The organism is Xenorhabdus ishibashii, assembly GCF_002632755.1.
In the GTDB taxonomy this organism is placed as follows: domain Bacteria; phylum Pseudomonadota; class Gammaproteobacteria; order Enterobacterales; family Enterobacteriaceae; genus Xenorhabdus; species Xenorhabdus ishibashii.
Genome location: NZ_NJAK01000001.1, coordinates 2968430 through 2985705, shown reverse-complemented (window position 1 = coordinate 2985705; position 17276 = coordinate 2968430). Strand labels below are relative to the sequence as shown.

The 17276-nt window shown below is 42.4% G+C and carries 16 protein-coding genes and 3 pseudogenes; 3 read left to right on the top strand and 16 right to left on the bottom strand.

Going from position 1 to position 17276, the window contains the following annotated elements:
• Nucleotides 1-23: 23 nt before the first annotated feature.
• From Xish_RS14170 to Xish_RS19040, 4 genes and pseudogenes are all read right to left on the bottom strand, one after another.
• Nucleotides 24-1235 carry an aspartate aminotransferase family protein gene (locus Xish_RS14170; RefSeq protein ID WP_099118382.1) on the bottom strand — a complete coding sequence of 404 codons (1212 nt, stop codon included), beginning with the start codon at nucleotides 1233-1235 and terminating at the stop codon, nucleotides 24-26.
• Between the two features lie 1049 nt (nucleotides 1236-2284).
• A pseudogene (locus Xish_RS14165) lies at nucleotides 2285-2383 on the bottom strand (IS1 family transposase); the annotation flags it as partial.
• Between the two features lie 95 nt (nucleotides 2384-2478).
• Nucleotides 2479-2928 (bottom strand): NUDIX hydrolase, encoded by a 450-nt coding sequence (locus tag Xish_RS14160; protein WP_099118380.1) that lies wholly within the window; start codon nucleotides 2926-2928, stop codon nucleotides 2479-2481.
• 262 nt (nucleotides 2929-3190) lie between these two features.
• A pseudogene (locus Xish_RS19040) lies at nucleotides 3191-3301 on the bottom strand (IS1 family transposase); the annotation flags it as partial.
• 196 nt (nucleotides 3302-3497) lie between these two features.
• On the opposite strand from Xish_RS19040, the gene Xish_RS14150 reads away from it, so the two are divergent.
• Nucleotides 3498-4115 (top strand): beta/gamma crystallin domain-containing protein, encoded by a 618-nt coding sequence (locus Xish_RS14150; protein WP_099118379.1) that lies wholly within the window; start codon nucleotides 3498-3500, stop codon nucleotides 4113-4115.
• Between the two features lie 103 nt (nucleotides 4116-4218).
• Here Xish_RS14150 and yfcD read toward each other — a convergent pair whose 3' ends face one another.
• On the bottom strand, nucleotides 4219-4737 hold the full coding sequence (gene yfcD / locus Xish_RS14145) for an NUDIX hydrolase YfcD (protein ID WP_425275037.1): 519 nt from the start codon (nucleotides 4735-4737) through the stop codon (nucleotides 4219-4221).
• 126 nt (nucleotides 4738-4863) lie between these two features.
• Between yfcD and Xish_RS14140 the strand changes: the two genes are divergently transcribed.
• Together Xish_RS14140 and Xish_RS14135 are read left to right on the top strand one after the other, a co-directional pair.
• Nucleotides 4864-5484 carry a glutathione binding-like protein gene (locus tag Xish_RS14140; RefSeq protein ID WP_099118377.1) on the top strand — a complete coding sequence of 207 codons (621 nt, stop codon included), beginning with the start codon at nucleotides 4864-4866 and terminating at the stop codon, nucleotides 5482-5484.
• A gap of 158 nt (nucleotides 5485-5642) precedes the next feature.
• On the top strand, nucleotides 5643-6557 hold the full coding sequence (locus Xish_RS14135) for a TIGR01777 family oxidoreductase (protein ID WP_099118376.1): 915 nt from the start codon (nucleotides 5643-5645) through the stop codon (nucleotides 6555-6557).
• A gap of 75 nt (nucleotides 6558-6632) precedes the next feature.
• Here the strand turns inward: Xish_RS14135 and Xish_RS14130 are convergent, their stop codons facing one another.
• From Xish_RS14130 to Xish_RS14080, 11 genes and pseudogenes are all read right to left on the bottom strand, one after another.
• Nucleotides 6633-7223, bottom strand: coding sequence for a UbiX family flavin prenyltransferase (locus Xish_RS14130; RefSeq protein ID WP_099118375.1), 591 nt, complete (start codon nucleotides 7221-7223; stop codon nucleotides 6633-6635).
• A 45-nt stretch (nucleotides 7224-7268) separates the two neighbouring features.
• A complete protein-coding gene (gene purF / locus Xish_RS14125) occupies nucleotides 7269-8786 on the bottom strand; it encodes an amidophosphoribosyltransferase (RefSeq protein ID WP_099118374.1) in 1518 nt (505 codons plus the stop codon).
• Between the two features lie 32 nt (nucleotides 8787-8818).
• Nucleotides 8819-9307, bottom strand: coding sequence for a colicin V production protein (gene cvpA / locus Xish_RS14120; RefSeq protein ID WP_099118373.1), 489 nt, complete (start codon nucleotides 9305-9307; stop codon nucleotides 8819-8821).
• Nucleotides 9308-9449: 142 nt separating this feature from the next.
• Entirely contained in the window at nucleotides 9450-10130 is a 681-nt protein-coding gene (gene dedD / locus Xish_RS14115) for a cell division protein DedD (protein ID WP_099118372.1), read from the bottom strand.
• Complete coding sequence (gene folC, locus Xish_RS14110; protein WP_099118371.1) at nucleotides 10123-11418, bottom strand: bifunctional tetrahydrofolate synthase/dihydrofolate synthase; 1296 nt, start codon at nucleotides 11416-11418, stop codon at nucleotides 10123-10125. Before folC ends, dedD begins: the two co-directional genes overlap by 8 nt.
• On the bottom strand, nucleotides 11411-12358 hold the full coding sequence (gene accD / locus Xish_RS14105) for an acetyl-CoA carboxylase, carboxyltransferase subunit beta (RefSeq protein WP_099118370.1): 948 nt from the start codon (nucleotides 12356-12358) through the stop codon (nucleotides 11411-11413). The genes folC and accD overlap by 8 nt, the downstream gene beginning before the upstream one ends.
• Nucleotides 12359-12486: 128 nt before the next feature.
• Nucleotides 12487-13185, bottom strand: a complete 699-nt coding sequence (locus tag Xish_RS14100; protein ID WP_099118369.1) for a DedA family protein — start codon at nucleotides 13183-13185, stop codon at nucleotides 12487-12489.
• Nucleotides 13186-13255: 70 nt separating this feature from the next.
• Nucleotides 13256-14089, bottom strand: coding sequence for a tRNA pseudouridine(38-40) synthase TruA (gene truA / locus Xish_RS14095; protein ID WP_099118368.1), 834 nt, complete (start codon nucleotides 14087-14089; stop codon nucleotides 13256-13258).
• Entirely contained in the window at nucleotides 14089-15099 is a 1011-nt protein-coding gene (locus tag Xish_RS14090) for an aspartate-semialdehyde dehydrogenase (protein WP_099118367.1), read from the bottom strand. The genes truA and Xish_RS14090 overlap by 1 nt, the downstream gene beginning before the upstream one ends.
• A gap of 54 nt (nucleotides 15100-15153) precedes the next feature.
• Nucleotides 15154-16280 (bottom strand): annotated as a pseudogene (gene pdxB, locus Xish_RS19215) (4-phosphoerythronate dehydrogenase PdxB).
• 73 nt (nucleotides 16281-16353) lie between these two features.
• Entirely contained in the window at nucleotides 16354-17133 is a 780-nt protein-coding gene (locus Xish_RS14080; protein WP_099118772.1) for an AraC family transcriptional regulator, read from the bottom strand.
• Between the last annotated feature and the right edge of the window lie 143 nt (nucleotides 17134-17276).

Sequence of the window (17276 nt, the reverse complement as noted above, 5' to 3'; positions counted from 1 at the left end):
ATGATATCACCTCAAATCGGGCTTTATTCCTGAACAAATCGCTTGAGAGCGCTTTCAAGGCGGCTGAAACCGTCATTGATATCCTGCTGTTCGATATTTAACGCAGGAGCAAAACGCAACACATTGGGACCAGCTATCAAGGCAATCAATCCTTCTTCCACCGCGATATTAGTCAGAGTTTTCGCCTTGCCCTGATATTTTTCAGCCAGCTCTGCACCTAGCAATAATCCTTTGCCACGCAACTCACTGAATACCTGATAACGTTGATTAAGCTCGGACATCCGTTGCATAAATTCATGATGACGCTCTTGCACCCCTGTAAGAAATGCCGGTTGGTTCACCAACTCGACAACTTTGTTAGCAACGGCTGCCGCCAGCGGATTGCCGCCAAATGTTGTGCCGTGTGACCCTGGCTGGAAAGCTTCTGCGATATGTTGCCTGACCAACATGGCGCCAATCGGGAACCCACCACCAAGACCTTTGGCACTGGTCAAGATATCCGGCACTACACCAATTTCCTCGTAGGCATACAAATATCCCGTCCGACCGATACCTGTTTGAATTTCGTCAAAAATCAGCAACGCCTGATGTTGATCACATAACGCCCGCAATGCTTTCAAAAATGCAGGTTCAGCAGGGATCACTCCCCCTTCACCAATGATCGGCTCAATAATGACGGCACAGGTTTTTTCTGATATATGGGCTTTAATAGCATCAATATCGTTAAATGGCAGGTGAGTAATTTGTTGCGGCAGTGGAGCAAAATCTTGAGAATATTTGGGTTGTCCACCGACAGTTACCGTAAATAATGTTCTACCGTGGAAGGAGTTTTCAAACGAAATAATTTCGTTCTTATGATTTCCATATTTATCCAGCGCATATTTTCTGGCAATTTTTAATGCCGCTTCATTCGCTTCTGCTCCTGAGTTACAGAAAAAAACTTTATCTGCAAATGTATTTTCAACCAGCAATTTCGCCAGTTTTAAAACGGGTTCATTTGTATAGCCATTACCAATATGCCATAGCTTTTCCATTTGAAGATTTAATGCATGTTTTAATTCATCATTAGCATGTCCAAGTGAATTCACCGCAATTCCACCCGTAAAGTCAATGTACTCTTTATTATTTTGATCCCAGACCCGCGAGCCTTTAGCCGCAACAGGGATAAAATTTGCCGGTGAAAAACAGGGAACCATATACTGGTCAAACCAAGTTCTTTGAATCGTGTTCAACATTTGTTTTTCCTCAATTGATTAAGGCATAAAAATAAGGGTTATTTTATATATTATTAAATTTAATATTTAATAATTGGTCTTATTTAAGTTACCAATTCATTGTTTCGATAAATTCCCAATGAACTATTGAGAGGTTATTTTTGATCTTTTTTGATCATGAATTGACTTCATAATCCCTTTGAGATTTAACAAAGTCAACACAACAAAATCACATTTGATTTACTTTATGATGTTTTTCACAATTTATAAAAATGCATTTATTTTCAGTTTATGCATCATTTATGCATAAAAAAATAAATAAAAAGAGGTATGGAATTGAGAATAGTGGAAAGGGAGCATTGTTGTTCAATAATTATTCAAAAATAATGATTATAAGTTATGCCAACAAGTTAAAAACTGTATTTGCAATTAGTAATTTTTACCCCAATAAAAATAATTTTGTTTAAAATCAAATTGTTAATATTAATCCATCCATTTTTAGTGCCTGAGGGTGAACCCAACCTAATCCCCTTTGTACTATACTTATGCAATCCCCCTCCCCCTTAAAAGGGAGGTGATTTCTGAAGAAACAGTGTTCCTCAAAATCGTTCAAATCATTCACTCATTTAGTTACGCATAGTTATCATTTATATTACCAGTAATTTTTATCACAATTATATTTATTTAATTTCTCCGAAAAAATAGCAGTTATCGACAACCATCAACAAATTGAATGCATGGCTCTTTTTTGTGAATAATTTCACAAAATAGAAATGATCATGGTTTTTCTAAAAATCATAGCTACTTTTTCATTTATAACTCATTACGTTATAAAAACACCCTCGATTTTGTCATAAAATAATTCAGCATAATGCACTCATAGTGAATTTCCCAAAAATTTATTTTACAACGCCAATGTTTTTAACTTTTTACTCTTTGATTGTACAACTCTCTTTTTCTTCCACTTGATTTTATTTGGTTTTTAATTACCCATTCCTTATTATTTTCGGTAGATTTTTTATCACGATTACCGGATGGGGTGAGCAAAATCACGATCACGGGCACTACACATAGCAGTGATAGCGGGGATGCCCAGTACGTCCTTTTCCGTGCCCTTTAACCTCGTCTGTTTTATGACAATAACGACAAACCACATCAACTTTAGCCATATCTCACCCAGAATAAAAAGCAGGAAGTTTATCCCAATATCTAATCATTGGGAGCATGACCGCCTCACAGGCTCGTTCAGGTGAAATATTTGGAGCTAATCCTCAAAAGACATAGATATTAATCTAATAATATCATTAGGATATATTATATCCTGAGTCTTAAGAAGCTCATCAAGCCCCCACCAATAGTGGCGACTGATAACGGACTTTTCGTTATCAGTCCATCCATGAGTGTGGATTTCTTCTTCATTGGAAAAGACTACAAAAAAACGCTCTTTTGCCAGAACAGTTTCGCCACTGGGAAGCATCATTTCAAAAGTTCTTTGTGCAACATATTTCCCAACATTATCCCTAATAATACCTGTTTCTTCTTTCAGTTCTCTGATGGCCGCTTGTTCAAAAGATTCACCGTGCTCAACACCACCGCCGGGCGTAGCCCAGTGTGACTTACCTGCCAAAGCATCACTTGTATGAACAAAACGAAACAATAAGACTTGCCTGAAGGAATTGATGATAAGTAACCGAGCTGAACACCGAACACGCATACCTTACGACCATAGTCAGTTAACGAGATATATACAGCTTAAACAAACACTTATGAATGTAAAGAAAAAATAATCATGATAAAGGAATAAACAATTTCTGAAATAATGACAGCCATTTCAACTTTGCTGACAGGCGGACATCTTAACTTAGCCCAGAGCGGTGGGGGGAACAAATCCGTACGGGTATGTGCATAATCCGTCGAAGTGGGTAGATCCATATATTCTGGCAGGCGGGGTAGGCAATAAAGGGGATCTTGGAGTAAATGCGTTGAGTGAACGTCTTTCCCGTCAGATGACACTCTTCTGGAAGAGGGTCATAAACCTCATAATCATCCGTACAATAAAATCGAATATTAAAGGGTGATAAAAGGGCAAAACGATAAGAACAGAATAAAAATAAATATTACAAATTTGAAGGGTATTATTTATTAATAGAAAAGAATATAAGATCAAATGAATAATTTTTAAATACCAGGTTCAATATAAGAGTTCCCTTCACCTTGACATATAAACCCACCCCTTTATTCTAGTTATTCACCTCAGTTATCAAACATAAGGAAAAAGCTATTATGTCTAAAAATAAATTAATTCATGGTGCTATATTTTATACTGAAAAAAATTATAGCGGGGATACTTATGCATATTCAGAAAATGGTCAGGAAGTTAATTTAATTGGTACATCATTAAATGATAAGTTTCGTTCCGTTGAAATTGGAACAAATTCGATCGTGTTCGCCTGGCGACATGGTAATGATAGTCAAGCAGGACAAATTTACCGTGAGTGGGATACAAGCCAACCAGACATCAGCGATATTCAAGGATTATCAAAGTTTATTGTATCACCCGCAAACCGTGATTTACTTGCAGTAAAATTGATTAACGAATCAGGTGTTGATCAAATATTCAGAGCTCATATCCAAACCTATAAAATTCCCAACCCCGTAGATTGCTATTCAAATGGAGACTATGAAATAGTCGGCTTAATTCCTAAAGATGGTCTACAGTATGTGACATTTGTTGTCGTTTTTGATCAGAAGAATATTCCAGTTACTCAAGGAGCCGTCTATTTTCAACATGATGAGCACGGCCTTGATATTGTTACTTATGATACAACCAAACCACCCCATATACGGTTTGAAAAAGTAGATGGTTATCATTTTAAATTCTTCCTGCAAGAATTTAATTAATAAAAGTGAAATGCCAAATTAGATATTTATTAATTTTCATAAAATAACAAAGCATGCAATAGAACAGGGGGTATGTTTTGTAAATAAACATCCCCCTGATAAACTATTCCACTTGATTGTTACGCGCCAACCATAAGGCGAGTGCTTTGAGGGAATCCTGCGTGAACTCATCACAACGGGCTGTAATTTCTTCTGGCGTTAACCAGTAAACTGCGGCAACTTCTTCTTCCTGCAATGCAAATGGCCCATGACTAACACAACTGAACAATCCCCCCCATATGCGACAAGTCTTCTCTTCATAATAAAACATGCCATGCTCGGCAAAAGGAACCCCTGCAATCCCCAATTCCTCTTCTGCTTCCCTACGCGCAGCCTCAAGCAAAGTTTCTCCCATCGTAACAACTCCACCTGCCGTTGCATCCAATTTTCCCGGATAAAAGTCTTTCGTTTCTGTACGATGCTGAACCAAAATTTTGCCCATACCGTCATGCACGACAATATAAGTCGCACGATGCCTCAAGTTCTGCGCTCTCATCTGCTGACGAGTCGATTGCGCAATCACTTCATTGTCTTCATTGACGATGTCAATCCATTCAATATTTGCTGATTTTTCTTGCACCATCATAAAAAACCTTTTATCGATGAGTTGGATGTCATTTTTCGCCGTAAATTTATAACATGTTACAGATAATCGATGGTAAGGTAACATCGACACATTTTTCAGAAAGTTATGATTACTGGAGGTTATATGATAGATCTATACTATGCTCCAACCCCAAATGGCTATAAAATCACTCTTTTTCTCGAAGAAGTCGGTATTCCTTACACCCTCCATCCTATTAATATCAGCACTGGCGAACAGTTTAAACCTGAATTTCTTGCTATTGCCCCCAATAACAAGATTCCGGCTATTGTTGATCATCAACCCAGCGGTGAAGGGGAACCCATTTCCATCTTCGAATCCGGCGCCATTTTACTTTATCTGGCAAACAAAACAGGCCAGCTATTAAGTAAAGAGTTGCGTGAACGTACCGAACAATTGCAGTGGCTGTTTTGGCAGGTGGCTGGCTTTGGCCCAATGCTCGGTCAAAATCACCATTTCAATCACTATGCGCCAGAAGTTGTACCCTATGCCATTAATCGCTATGTGGAAGAATCAAAACGTTTATATAAGGTGCTAAATACTCAACTGGAAAAAACGGCTTATCTCGGTGGAAGCGAATACAGTATCGCGGATATTGCCACTTATCCGTGGGCAAAATGTTATGAACACCAAAAAATCGATTTGCAGGATTATCCGGCGGTTGCAAAATGGCTGGATAAGATCAGTCAACGTCCTGCAACACAAGCTGCCTATAAAGAGGCTTAACTCAAATACCTGTAATGAATTCAGTTAATAGTGAAATTTTTCACCACAAAACTTGATATTGTTAACAGACAGCAGCATATTTCGCTATCGCTTAGCTATCCCTTGTTATAGTCTTGTTATAATCAATACACGATTATCTTTTGTTACAGGGGGTGGCTATGCGTATCTTCATTACGGGGGGAACCGGGTTGATTGGTCATCATTTAATCTTCCAGCTACTTTCGCTCTCCCACTCCATCACCGTTTTGAGTCGTTCACCACAAAAGGTGTATTCGCTGTTTTCTGATCGCGTTGAATGTTGGATAACACTCAATGACCAGTACAATCTCAACGGCTTTGATGCTGTTATTAACCTTGCCGGCGAACCGATTGTTAATAAGCGATGGACACCGAAACAAAAAGAGAGACTTTGCCAAAGCCGCTGGCAACTCACTGAACAATTAAGCAAGCTAATCAAGGCCAGTGAATCCCCGCCATCAGTATTTATTTCCGGTTCAGCCGTTGGCTATTATGGCGATCAGGGACAATCAATCGTTACCGAAAACGATCTTCCCCATAATGAATTTGCTCATCAGCTTTGTGAACGTTGGGAGCAGCTTGCCCTACAGGCTCAAAGTGATAAAACCCGTGTATGCTTGTTACGTACCGGCATTGTATTAGCGCCCAAAGGAGGGGCGTTGCAAAAAATGCTGCCACTATTCCGGTTGGGTTTAGGGGGAGCAATCGGCAATGGCAAGCAGTATATGCCGTGGATACACATTGATGACATGGTCAATGGTATCTATTACCTGCTGGTATCACCTGAGCTACAGGGTCCCTTCAATATGACATCTCCTTATCCGGTTCATAATGAACTGTTTAGTGCCACACTCGCAACGATATTACATCGCCCTGCTTTTATACGCATACCTGCATTTTTGTTAAAAGCAATGATGGGAGAAGCCGCAGAGTTAGTCTTAGGTGGTCAACAAGCCATTCCTAAAAGGCTGGAAGAAGCTGGATTTGGTTTCCGTTATTTTCAACTGGAAGAAGCCTTGCAAGATGTAATTAAGGAGAAAGATAATGCTTTTTAATCTGGTATATCCTGAATAATAAGGTCATAAACAATATGCTGTTGTAGTTCATTCACAACAGCATATTGATTCAACTTAAATGCCATTCTCAATGGGCTTAGCGCCCTGCCAACGGCTAAACAGATCTTCTGGCAAGTCAATATCGAATTGATCAAGCACACGGTTAACCGTCTGGTCAATAATATCCTGAATATGTTCAGGGCGATGATAAAATGCGGGAACAGGCGGCATGATCACCGCCCCAATTTCTGCTGCCTGTACCATTAACCTCAAGTGCCCCAAGTGCAAAGGGGTTTCTCTTACTCCCAGCACTAACTTACGATCCTCTTTCAAAACCACATCTGCGGCACGGGTAATTAAGCCGTCAGTGTAACTATGCACAATGCCTGATAAGGTTTTTATGGAGCAAGGCAAAATTACCATACCCAATGTCTTAAAAGAGCCAGAGGAAATGGATGCGGCAATATCACGGTTGTCATGTACAACATCAGCCAAAGCCTGTACATCTCTCAACGTATAGTCCGTCTCCAATGCCAAAGTCTGCCGAGCTGATTGGCTGATCACTAAATGCGTTTCAATGTCTTCTAATGGCTGCAAAACTTGCAGCAACCTGACACCATAAATTGCACCACTCGCTCCGGTCAGCCCGACAATCAATTTCTTCATGTTTTCCTCTGGAATTCTGGCTATAACTGCATGATAATAACAATATTATCCTTCATTATATATTTCCAGATCCTCTATTTCGCCCTGTCCACGCACTTTCATCGCATCGTCTCTACGCAAGTTTTCCAAATAGTCGAGGTAACACTGGTCAATATCTTTCGTGACATAGATACCATCGAATACGGAGCATTCAAATTTTTCAATGTCAGGGTTTTCTTCCCTGACAGCCTGGACAAGATCATGAAGGTTTTGGTATATCAGCGCATCAGCACCAATGATCTGACGAATTTCATCCACTTCCCGACCGTGGGCAATCAGTTCATTGGCATTCGGCATATCAATACCATAAACATTCGGGAAGCGGACTTCTGGTGCCGCCGAAGCAAAGTAGACTTTTTTGGCTCCCGCTTCACGCGCCAGTTCAACAATCTGTTCAGACGTGGTTCCACGCACAATGGAATCATCCACCAACAAGACATTTTTACCCCTGAATTCAGCACGATTAGCATTCAGTTTACGACGAACTGATTTACGTCGCTCCTGCTGACCAGGCATGATAAAGGTACGTCCTACATAACGGTTTTTGACAAATCCCTGACGATAGGGCTTATCCAGAATATGAGCAATTTCCAGGGCGATATCACAAGAGGTTTCCGGTACGGGAATAACGACATCAATATGTAAGTCTTCCCACTCACGGGCAATTTTTTCCCCCAATTTCCGTCCCATCCGTAATCGGGCGTTATATACTGAAATCTTGTCAATAAAGGAATCAGGGCGAGCGAAATAGACAAATTCGAACAAACAAGGGGTTAATGACGGGTTTTCTGCGCACTGGCGCGTAAACAGTTGCCCATTCTCAGTGATATAAATCGCTTCCCCAGAAGCCACATCACGCAAGAATTCAAAACCCAATGTATCCAGCGCTACACTTTCCGATGCCACCATGTATTCATTGCGACCATCTTTCAGTGTTTTCTTTCCCAACACCAGAGGGCGAATGCCATGTGGATCACGAAAAGCCACTATTCCATGCCCAATAATCATGGCAACACAAGCGTAAGCTCCACGAATTTTTTTGTGCATTTTTGAGACTGCTGAGAAAACATCATCAGGCTCTAATGGGAAATGGGGAAATTGGGCTAATTCATTGGCAAAAATATTCAATAGAATTTCGGAATCTGAGGTGGTGTTGACATGACGGCGGGCATTTTCAAACAGCATTTTTTTCAATTCATGTGCGTTTGTCAGATTGCCGTTATGTGCCAACGTGATACCAAAAGGAGAATTCACATAAAAGGGCTGCGCTTCAGATGCACTGGAACTACCCGCTGTAGGATAACGGACATGCCCAATTCCGATGGTTCCCTGTAAACGTAACATGTGCCGTGTCTCAAACACATCCTTGACCAAACCATTAGCCTTACGTAAACGAAACCCATTGTTACCATCAATCGTTGCAATACCTGCTGCATCTTGTCCACGGTGCTGAAGCACCGTCAATGCATCATAAATCGACTGGTTAACCGGTGTAAAACCGACGATACCGACAATACCGCACATGTAGCCTTTCCTCATCAGCCAAGCGGAGAGCGTTATCTCTCCGGCAGGAAACTCGACGCACTTTGTAGGTAGTCAAAAAACCACCTGATAATTTGACTAAACTGAGGGATCAGTTGTGATTGTTGCCAATCCTGACTTTTGGGCAGTGGCGTGAAAGAGTCCGCAAGAAACAAAATAGCAGAGACTACCAAGACACCACGCAAAGCGCCAAAACAGATCCCCAAAACCCGATCAGTACCTGACAGGCCCGTTCGCTGAACAAGTGAACCAATGACATAGTTTACTACCGCGCCAACAATCAATGTTGCAATAAACAGGATAGCAATCGCTACCCCATTACGCACCAGTTCATCCTCAAGACGGGTAAAATAGGCCGCCAGATAAGTATAGAAGTGGCTTGCAACAAAGAAAGCACAGCCCCATGTTATCAGGGAGAGCGCTTCGCGAACAAAACCACGAATCAAGCTAACCAGTGCCGAGAAACCAATGATGGCAATAATCGTATAATCAATCCAGACCATATTTTAATCCAAAAACAGGCTCCCGACATTCAGGTCGGGCGCATTCTAACAGAAAACGAAAACGTTTGCGTAGCAGATTTATCACTCTACTGAAAATTAACCCTTACAGATCTCCACTTCCCATAAAAGTCAATCGAATTATTTATGGCTTATAGTTTTTGATCTGCCCTTGTAATCCCGTAAGTTCCTTCAATTCAGGCAAAACAGATTCCAGTGTCTGCCTTGATGCATTCGGCCCTACATAAATTCGGGTTAATTGTCCCTGTACAGGAAAAGAAGGAACTGTATATACCTGATGCCCAGAAAGACGCAGTCTGGCCACTATCTCACCAACTTTATCCGAATTTTTTAATGCACCAAGCTGAACAACATATGCCGTAGCCTGAGGGGGCTGTTCTGTTGGCTTTGGTTTAGTTTCTGGCTCGCTTTCAAAGCGAGGTTCAGCTTTAACCTGTGGCTTAGTTTCCGCTTTCTGTTGAGGAGATGACTCAGATTTCACCGCTGCCTTAGGATTTTGAGTGACAGGAGGTGCTGTCATTGGCTCTGAAAGCGATGGCCGGGACAGCATGTCTATATCTGGCTCTTGCTCCTGTGATTGCATTGCTTGTGCAGCACCTTCGGGCGGTGTAGATGGCATGTTTTGTGTCAATGGTGGAATTGAATCAATATCTTCTTCATCACCAGGTTTTGGCACCAAAGGGATTGCAGCAAATTGATCTTCGTTATATTTCTTATCGCCATCAAAAATCATAGGCAGGACAATCACACCCAATGCGACAAGAACGATGGTTCCAACCAAACGATTTTGAAATTTACTAGCCACTTTCCTTGTCCTCCTCCAGTACTTCCATCACATGCGCGACGGTGTGGAAAGAACCACAAACCACGATGATATCTTGTACTGATGCGTCTTCCACGGCCTGTTGCCATGCTATTTTCACTTCGGGGAATGTTCGGGCTTGCACAAGATGCCCTGACAATATTTCAGCTTCCGCGCCCCTCAATTCATGCAATGATGCACAGTACCACTCATCAATCTGTTGAGAAAGGCAAGCGAGCGTACCTGCAATGTCTTTATCTCCCAACATGCCAACCACACCACGAATTTTACTGTCTGGTGAACGAGGCAGCTCTGCCAGTTTTTGCACTAGATAGCCCGCAGCATGTGGATTATGAGCCACATCCAAAATGACCAACGGATTTTCCCTGATAATTTGGAAACGCCCAGGTAATTGCGCATTCCTCAGCCCTGAACAGATTACTTGTTCATCAATGGCTCGGCTGACTTTGTCATCCTGCTGCAACAAACAATGAATCACCCCCATTGCAGTCGCAGCATTTGCCAACGGCAAATTAGGTAAAGGTAATTCATTAAATTGCTGATTACCGCTTAGCCAGTTCCAGCTATTTTCATTCTGTGAGAAATGCCAATCAACGCCACGACGAAAAAGCTTCGCGCCCAACTCATCCGCAACTTCAGCAATTGAGTGGGGCATATCATGTTCACCCACCACCGCAAAGTGCCCACGGCGGAAAATACCCGCTTTTTCACGACCAATGTGTTCGCGATCGGCACCCAACCAATCCGTATGATCCAGAGCAATACTGGTGATGGCGGCAATATCAGCATCAACAATATTGGTAGCATCCAAACGTCCACCCAGCCCAACTTCCAAAATCACAACGTCAAGATCCGCTTCTTTAAAAAGCTGTAATGCGGCCAACGTCCCATACTCAAAATAAGTTAATGAGATATCACCACGTTGAGCTTCAATCGCTGCAAAGACACGACAGAAATCTTGTTCCGTAGGCTCCTTTCCCTGAATACGTACCCTTTCGGTGTAGCGTACTAAATGTGGGGAACTGTACACGCCGACTTTAAGTTTGGCGGCCAGAAAAATAGATTCCAGGGTATGGCAAGTGGTTCCCTTGCCATTGGTGCCTGACACCGTGATAACTTTTGGTGCCGGATCCAATAAGCCTAACTGACGACCTAGCTTACCCACACGCTCAAGACCCATATCAATGGCTTTGGTATGCAGGTTTCCCAGATAGGAAAGCCACGTCATCAGTGGCGACGTGGCTTGAGGAATTTGTGAAATATCAGACATCTTCTTTATCAGGATTGATGTTTATATCAACTTCGACATCAGCAGAATCAACAATGATTGCGTCTGCTGGCTCTGCTTTTGTGCCCGGATGGGGTTTGTGGGTCAACATGGCAAGCAGGCTGGCAACTTTATCGCGCATGTCTGGACGACGTACAATCATATCAATCGCACCTTTCTCCAGCAGGAATTCACTGCGCTGGAAACCTTCCGGTAATTTTTCACGTACAGTTTGCTCTATGACACGAGGACCAGCAAAACCAATTAATGCCTTAGGTTCAGCAATATTGATATCGCCAAGCATACCCATACTTGCGGTTACCCCACCCATTGTTGGGTTGGTCAACACACAGATATAAGGCAAACCGCGATGTTGCATTTTTGCCAGTGCAGCACTGGTTTTTGCCATCTGCATCAGTGACATCAACGCTTCCTGCATACGTGCCCCGCCACTGGAAGTAAAACAGACAAATGGGCAGTTGTCTTCCAGAGCCTGTTCTACGGCACGCACAAAACGGGCACCAACAACAGAACCCATTGAGCCACCCATAAAATTGAACTCAAAGGCACCAGCCACAACTGGCATATCATGCAACTTACCTTTCATGGCAATGAGTGCATCTTTTTCTTGCGTCTGCTTCTGGGCTGCTGCTAAGCGATCTTTATATTTTTTGGTATCGCGGAATTTCAGGATATCTTTAGGTTCCAGCTCACTGCCTAATTCTGTGCCAGTACCCTCATCCAAAAATGCATGCAATCTCTTACGGGCTGAAATGCGCATATGGTGGTCACATTTCGGACACACTTCAAGGTTACGCTCTAATTCAGCACGATAAAGTACTTGACTGCAACTGTCGCATTTTGTCCAAACTCCTTCAGGTATGCTTGCCTTACGAGTTTGTATGATTTTGCTTTTGTTTAGAATCTTTTCAATCCAGCTCATTAATGAACCTTTCCGTCTGAATCTGGCTGCTGCCAGCTTTTGTTTTACGTGTCATTAAACCACAATGCTATTGCAGTGTGGATAAAAAACTGCTCAAACCTGTTTACGGTTATCGATTTATCTATCTTCTATTTATCTACTGCACTGCCTGTTGCTTTTTTCGATGCCACGCGACGATGACGCCAAATTTCTATGATGCCTGGCAAAATAGAAATAAAAATAATTGCAACAATCAATAATTTCAGATTTTTCTGTATAACTGGCATATCACCAAATAAATAACCCGCATAAGTGAACAATAGCACCCAGATAAATGCACCGATTACATTATAAGCAGCAAAGTGACGGTAAGACATTTTCCCCATTCCTGCAACAAACGGTGCAAACGTTCTAATAATTGGCACAAACCGAGCCAGGATTATTGCTTTTCCACCATGTTTTTCGTAAAACTCATGAGTTTTATCTAAATAACTGCGGCGAAAAATTTTGGAATTTGGATTAGAAAATAATTTCTCACCAAAAATTCTGCCAATAGTATAATTTATAGCATCACCAATAATCGCGGCTGTGATCATCAAAGCCACCATAATATGGACATTAAGATCATTAGAATCTAACGCAGAGAGTGCACCAGCCACAAATAACAAAGAATCTCCCGGTAAGAATGGCGTAACGACCAGACCTGTTTCACAAAATATAATCAGAAACAGAATGCCGTAAACCCAATTACCATAGTTAGCGACTAACTCAGCTAAATGAACATCAATGTGTAAAATAAAATCGACAATGAATTTCGCAAAATCAACAAAATGAGTCAAAAACTCCATAGTATTCCTCGTTATGGTCAAACATCCTTGTCATTATTCGAAAATGCCAGATTAAATTATTTGCCAGAAATTAATCATTTCCCAAAAACAGGGGACCCATAATGGTTTCAGGTAAATCAAAACGCTCTGGATAATCCACAGCAACTAAATATAAACCTTCAGCTTTCGCTGTTGCTGCCGCTTTTGTCCGGTCTTTTAGTGCCAATAATTCCGCCATCCAGCCAATATCCTGATTACCACAACCAATCTCCAGCAAGCTGCCAACGATATTGCGCACCATATGATGAACGAAAGCATTTGCCTTAATGTCCACAACAATATAATGCCCGTACCGACTAACGTTAATATGCATCATATTGCGCCACGGTGAATTGGACTGGCACTGCACTGCCCTGAAAGAAGTAAAATCATTTTCCCCTAACAGGCTCTGTGCAGCTTCATGCATTTTTTTCTCATCCAATGGATAATGAAAATGCGTGACGCCATGCGCCAATACCGCCGGACGATAGCGATGGTTAAAAATCACATAGCGATAACGGCGAGCGGTTGCACTAAAGCGGGCATGGAATTCATCATCCACCGTTTTAACCCAACGTACTGCAATATCCGGTGGCAAGTGGGTATTTACCCCCATTGTCCATGCAGCATCTTTACGTTGGGCTAAGGTTTCAAAATGCACGACCTGCCCAGTCGCGTGTACTCCTGCATCCGTTCTGCCCGCACAAAAAACTGAAATCGGCTCATTCGCTACTTTTGACAGCGCTTTTTCCAGACATTCCTGCACGCTTTTCACTTCTTGCTGACGCTGCCAACCATAATATCGACTGCCGTCATATTCAATCCCCAGTGCAATTTTCATTTTTTTTGCTTCTGGCACAGACTGACTCAGCTCTGTATCAGACATCAGTAAAATTGCTCCTGTACCAGTTTCTCTGCAATTTCAACCGCCATCAAAGCACCACCAAAACGGATGTTATCGGCAACTGACCAGAATTGCAGCATCTCTGGCATACCATAGTCATTACGCAGACAGCCTATGCTCAAGCTATCACTACCCGAAGCATCAGTGACCTGAGTCGGATAATCCCCCTCTTCTGAAACCTGAATATCTTCAAGGCGTTCAAATTCACTACAGGCTTCTTCTATCCCAACCGGACGCAATGTCTCCAAATTCACCATTTGGGCAATGCCATAGAAAACAGAAGATTGGACACAGTTTACGGAAACTGGCAATCCGTCATCCTGCAATACTCGGCGAATTTGATCGACAATACGACGCTCTTCGCGCACCACACCTTCTGCGTCAGGCAATAAAGGCAATAAATTGAAAGCCAATTGTTTGCTAAAGTAGCCTTCATCCGGTGGAATGCCATTCAATAAACACGCACTCTGCCCTGCCAAATCATCGATGGCTGCTTTGCCATGAACAGAAACTGGCAATATATTGGTCAAATGTAAACGGGCAATGCCAGCCGTATCGATCAATGGCTTAATGGCAGTCAAAACCTGGCTCGTTGAACTATCTGCCACCGCAATGATGTTACGGTTACGGTATTCAGCCAATGCGTATGGATTAACGCCAGGAACAACCAAAGGCACATCTGGCTCGGCTGCAAACAAGCCGCTGCTATCAATCACCAGACAACCAGATTCTGTTGCCTTTTCAATATGTTGAGCAGTTATTTCCATCGTCGCGGCAAAAAAAGCAAGTTGTACCTGTGACCAGTCAAATTCTGCCGCATCACGAACCGTGATGTTTTTTCCGTTAAAACGCTGGATCTTTCCAATACTTTGTTCACTGGCAAGAAGATGCAGTTCACCAACCGGAAATTGACGTTCCTGTAATAACGCCAATATCGCTTCACCTACTGCGCCCGTTGCACCCAAAAGCGCAATATTCCAACCTTCTGACATGTTGGTTTTCTCCACTTCTTTTATTTTGCTGACAGGCAAGAAGCCCTGCCTGTATTAAATCACTTTTGCATTAAACCCAATTCTGGACAGTAATTGAGCACTCTCTTCTGAGTCACAATGCACGGTCAGGGAAGACCATTCCCGACGTTCCGGATAGTATTTGCGTAATCGATCAAAAGCACCTTCCTGATCCGCAACCTGACGTAAGGGAGCATCATCACGGCGTACATCATACACTAAATGCATTAAACGCTTGAGGAGACTTTGTGTCACTTCCCCCCGCACTGTGACCTGACTGAAATCTGGCGTTGGCAACAGATCAGCCAACTCCGTCTTACAAGGTTGCCCCAAGAATTTACAATAGGCCTCAAAAACCTGAGTTGTACCCCGTGCTTTGCCTTCCAAGGTATAGCCAGCAATATGTGGAGTCGCAATATCAACCAAAGCTAACAGGGGCAGCGAAAGGTTAGGCTCTGGTTCCCAAACATCAAGCACTACACGTAACTTTTTCCCATTTTGCAGCGCGAAAAGTAATGCTTGATTATCAACCACCTCACCACGGCTGGCATTAATCAAAATACGGTTGTCCGGTAATGAAGAAAGTAATTCTGCATCAGCCAAATGATAAGTCTGGTAGGGACCAGAGTGATTAAGAGGTGTATGAAAAGTCAGAATATCCGCTTCTTGCACCAATTTTTCTAAAGGCCAGAATGCTCCCTCATCACCACGATCTGCACGGGGGGATCACATAATAACGTCTTCACGCCCAAAGCTGCCAGTCGATCAGCTAATCGCCCTCCGACATTGCCAACACCGACAATGCCGACAGTTTTATCTTTAAGCTGAAATTGATCTTGTTCAGCCAATAGCATCAATGCCGAAAATACATACTCAACCACGGCAATGGCGTTGCATCCAGGCGCGGCGGAAAAACCAATCCCTGCCTGAGATAACCATTGCTGATCAACATGATCCATGCCCGCAGTGGCAGTCCCGATAAATTTCACCGAACTGCCTTGCAATAAAGACTCATTGACTTTAGTGACAGATCGAACCATAAAGGCATCAGCATGTTCCAAAATTCCCTCAGGCACTGGGCGCCCAGGAATTGCCTGCACCTCACCTAATTGCTGAAAGAGTTGCTCAGCATAAGGCATATTTTCATCAACTAAGATTTTCACTTTTCTCATCCAATGGCTTAAATGGGCGTGATCCACTATTCTGCCATTTTATCCACGTAAAACCTATATGCCCTTAGCCTTTTCTGAAACGTTCTGGCGTTGTGCCCGCAATCTGTTGAAACATAGCAATAAAAGCCGATGATGAGCTATACCCCACATCAAATGCGATTTCGTGAATACTTTTCCCCTGTTCTAATAAGGATATGGAATGCAAAAAACGCAGCCGCTGCCGCCATTCGCTAAATGACATCCCCAATTCCTGCTGACAACGCCGCGATAAAGTTCTCTCTGAGGTATAACGCTTTTTGGCCCACTCGGCTAAAGAGGTATTATCCGCTGGGTTACGTTCCAGCATCTGTAATATTGGTGCGAGCAATTTGTCTTTTGAACAAGGTAAATAAGTACATTGCCTTGGTGATAATTCCAATTGATCAATTAACACTCGTGCCAAGCGCCGATCCCTTTCTGTTTCCGGCTGCCGGATCTGCCGCTCAAAAAAATCCGCCATAATAGTATTGAAGATGCCACTCAATCGGATAATACAAGGCTGCTGCGGTAAGGTATTTGTCCATTGTGGAGAAATGTCGATTATCCAAAATCGCAATGCCTTCCGGTTATAACTCGAATGGGCGGTATTTTCCGGTATCCAGATACAAAATTCCGGTGGAGCCAAAAAACGTTGTTTGCCTACCTGCGTTTCCATTACCCCACAAACGACATAAATTAATTGCCCAAAATGATGTGTATGTAACCGACATTCAGTATCAGCATGCAATGCTTCATCACGAAAAGAGAGTATATCTGGCATCATTGGCTGAAACGCTGCCTGATTTGCCCCTATCAGCTCTATCATTTTTGCTCCCGCCATCTTTTACCCATAAAATAACAATGGGAATGTATCTTGTCTTAATTGCCATATCTGTTGTCTGATTATCAGTATATATAATAAACCCGTCATTGCTAAACTAGCTAAACGATACACTTATATAAATAATC

Coding starts and splice junctions, on each gene's coding strand:
- accD (WP_099118370.1), bottom strand. CDS start 12,358: ATGAGCTGGATTGAAAAGATTCTAAACAAAAGCAAAATCATACAAACT.
- folC (WP_099118371.1), bottom strand. CDS start 11,418: ATGTCTGATATTTCACAAATTCCTCAAGCCACGTCGCCACTGATGACG.
- truA (WP_099118368.1), bottom strand. CDS start 14,089: ATGTCTGATACAGAGCTGAGTCAGTCTGTGCCAGAAGCAAAAAAAATG.
- Xish_RS14170 (WP_099118382.1), bottom strand. CDS start 1,235: ATGTTGAACACGATTCAAAGAACTTGGTTTGACCAGTATATGGTTCCC.
- Xish_RS14160 (WP_099118380.1), bottom strand. CDS start 2,928: ATGCGTGTTCGGTGTTCAGCTCGGTTACTTATCATCAATTCCTTCAGG.
- Xish_RS14135 (WP_099118376.1), top strand. CDS start 5,643: ATGCGTATCTTCATTACGGGGGGAACCGGGTTGATTGGTCATCATTTA.
- purF (WP_099118374.1), bottom strand. CDS start 8,786: ATGTGCGGTATTGTCGGTATCGTCGGTTTTACACCGGTTAACCAGTCG.
- Xish_RS14090 (WP_099118367.1), bottom strand. CDS start 15,099: ATGTCAGAAGGTTGGAATATTGCGCTTTTGGGTGCAACGGGCGCAGTA.
- Xish_RS14080 (WP_099118772.1), bottom strand. CDS start 17,133: ATGATAGAGCTGATAGGGGCAAATCAGGCAGCGTTTCAGCCAATGATG.
- Xish_RS14130 (WP_099118375.1), bottom strand. CDS start 7,223: ATGAAGAAATTGATTGTCGGGCTGACCGGAGCGAGTGGTGCAATTTAT.
- yfcD (WP_425275037.1), bottom strand. CDS start 4,737: ATGGTGCAAGAAAAATCAGCAAATATTGAATGGATTGACATCGTCAAT.
- Xish_RS14150 (WP_099118379.1), top strand. CDS start 3,498: ATGTCTAAAAATAAATTAATTCATGGTGCTATATTTTATACTGAAAAA.
- Xish_RS14100 (WP_099118369.1), bottom strand. CDS start 13,185: ATGGAGTTTTTGACTCATTTTGTTGATTTTGCGAAATTCATTGTCGAT.
- Xish_RS14140 (WP_099118377.1), top strand. CDS start 4,864: ATGATAGATCTATACTATGCTCCAACCCCAAATGGCTATAAAATCACT.
- cvpA (WP_099118373.1), bottom strand. CDS start 9,307: ATGGTCTGGATTGATTATACGATTATTGCCATCATTGGTTTCTCGGCA.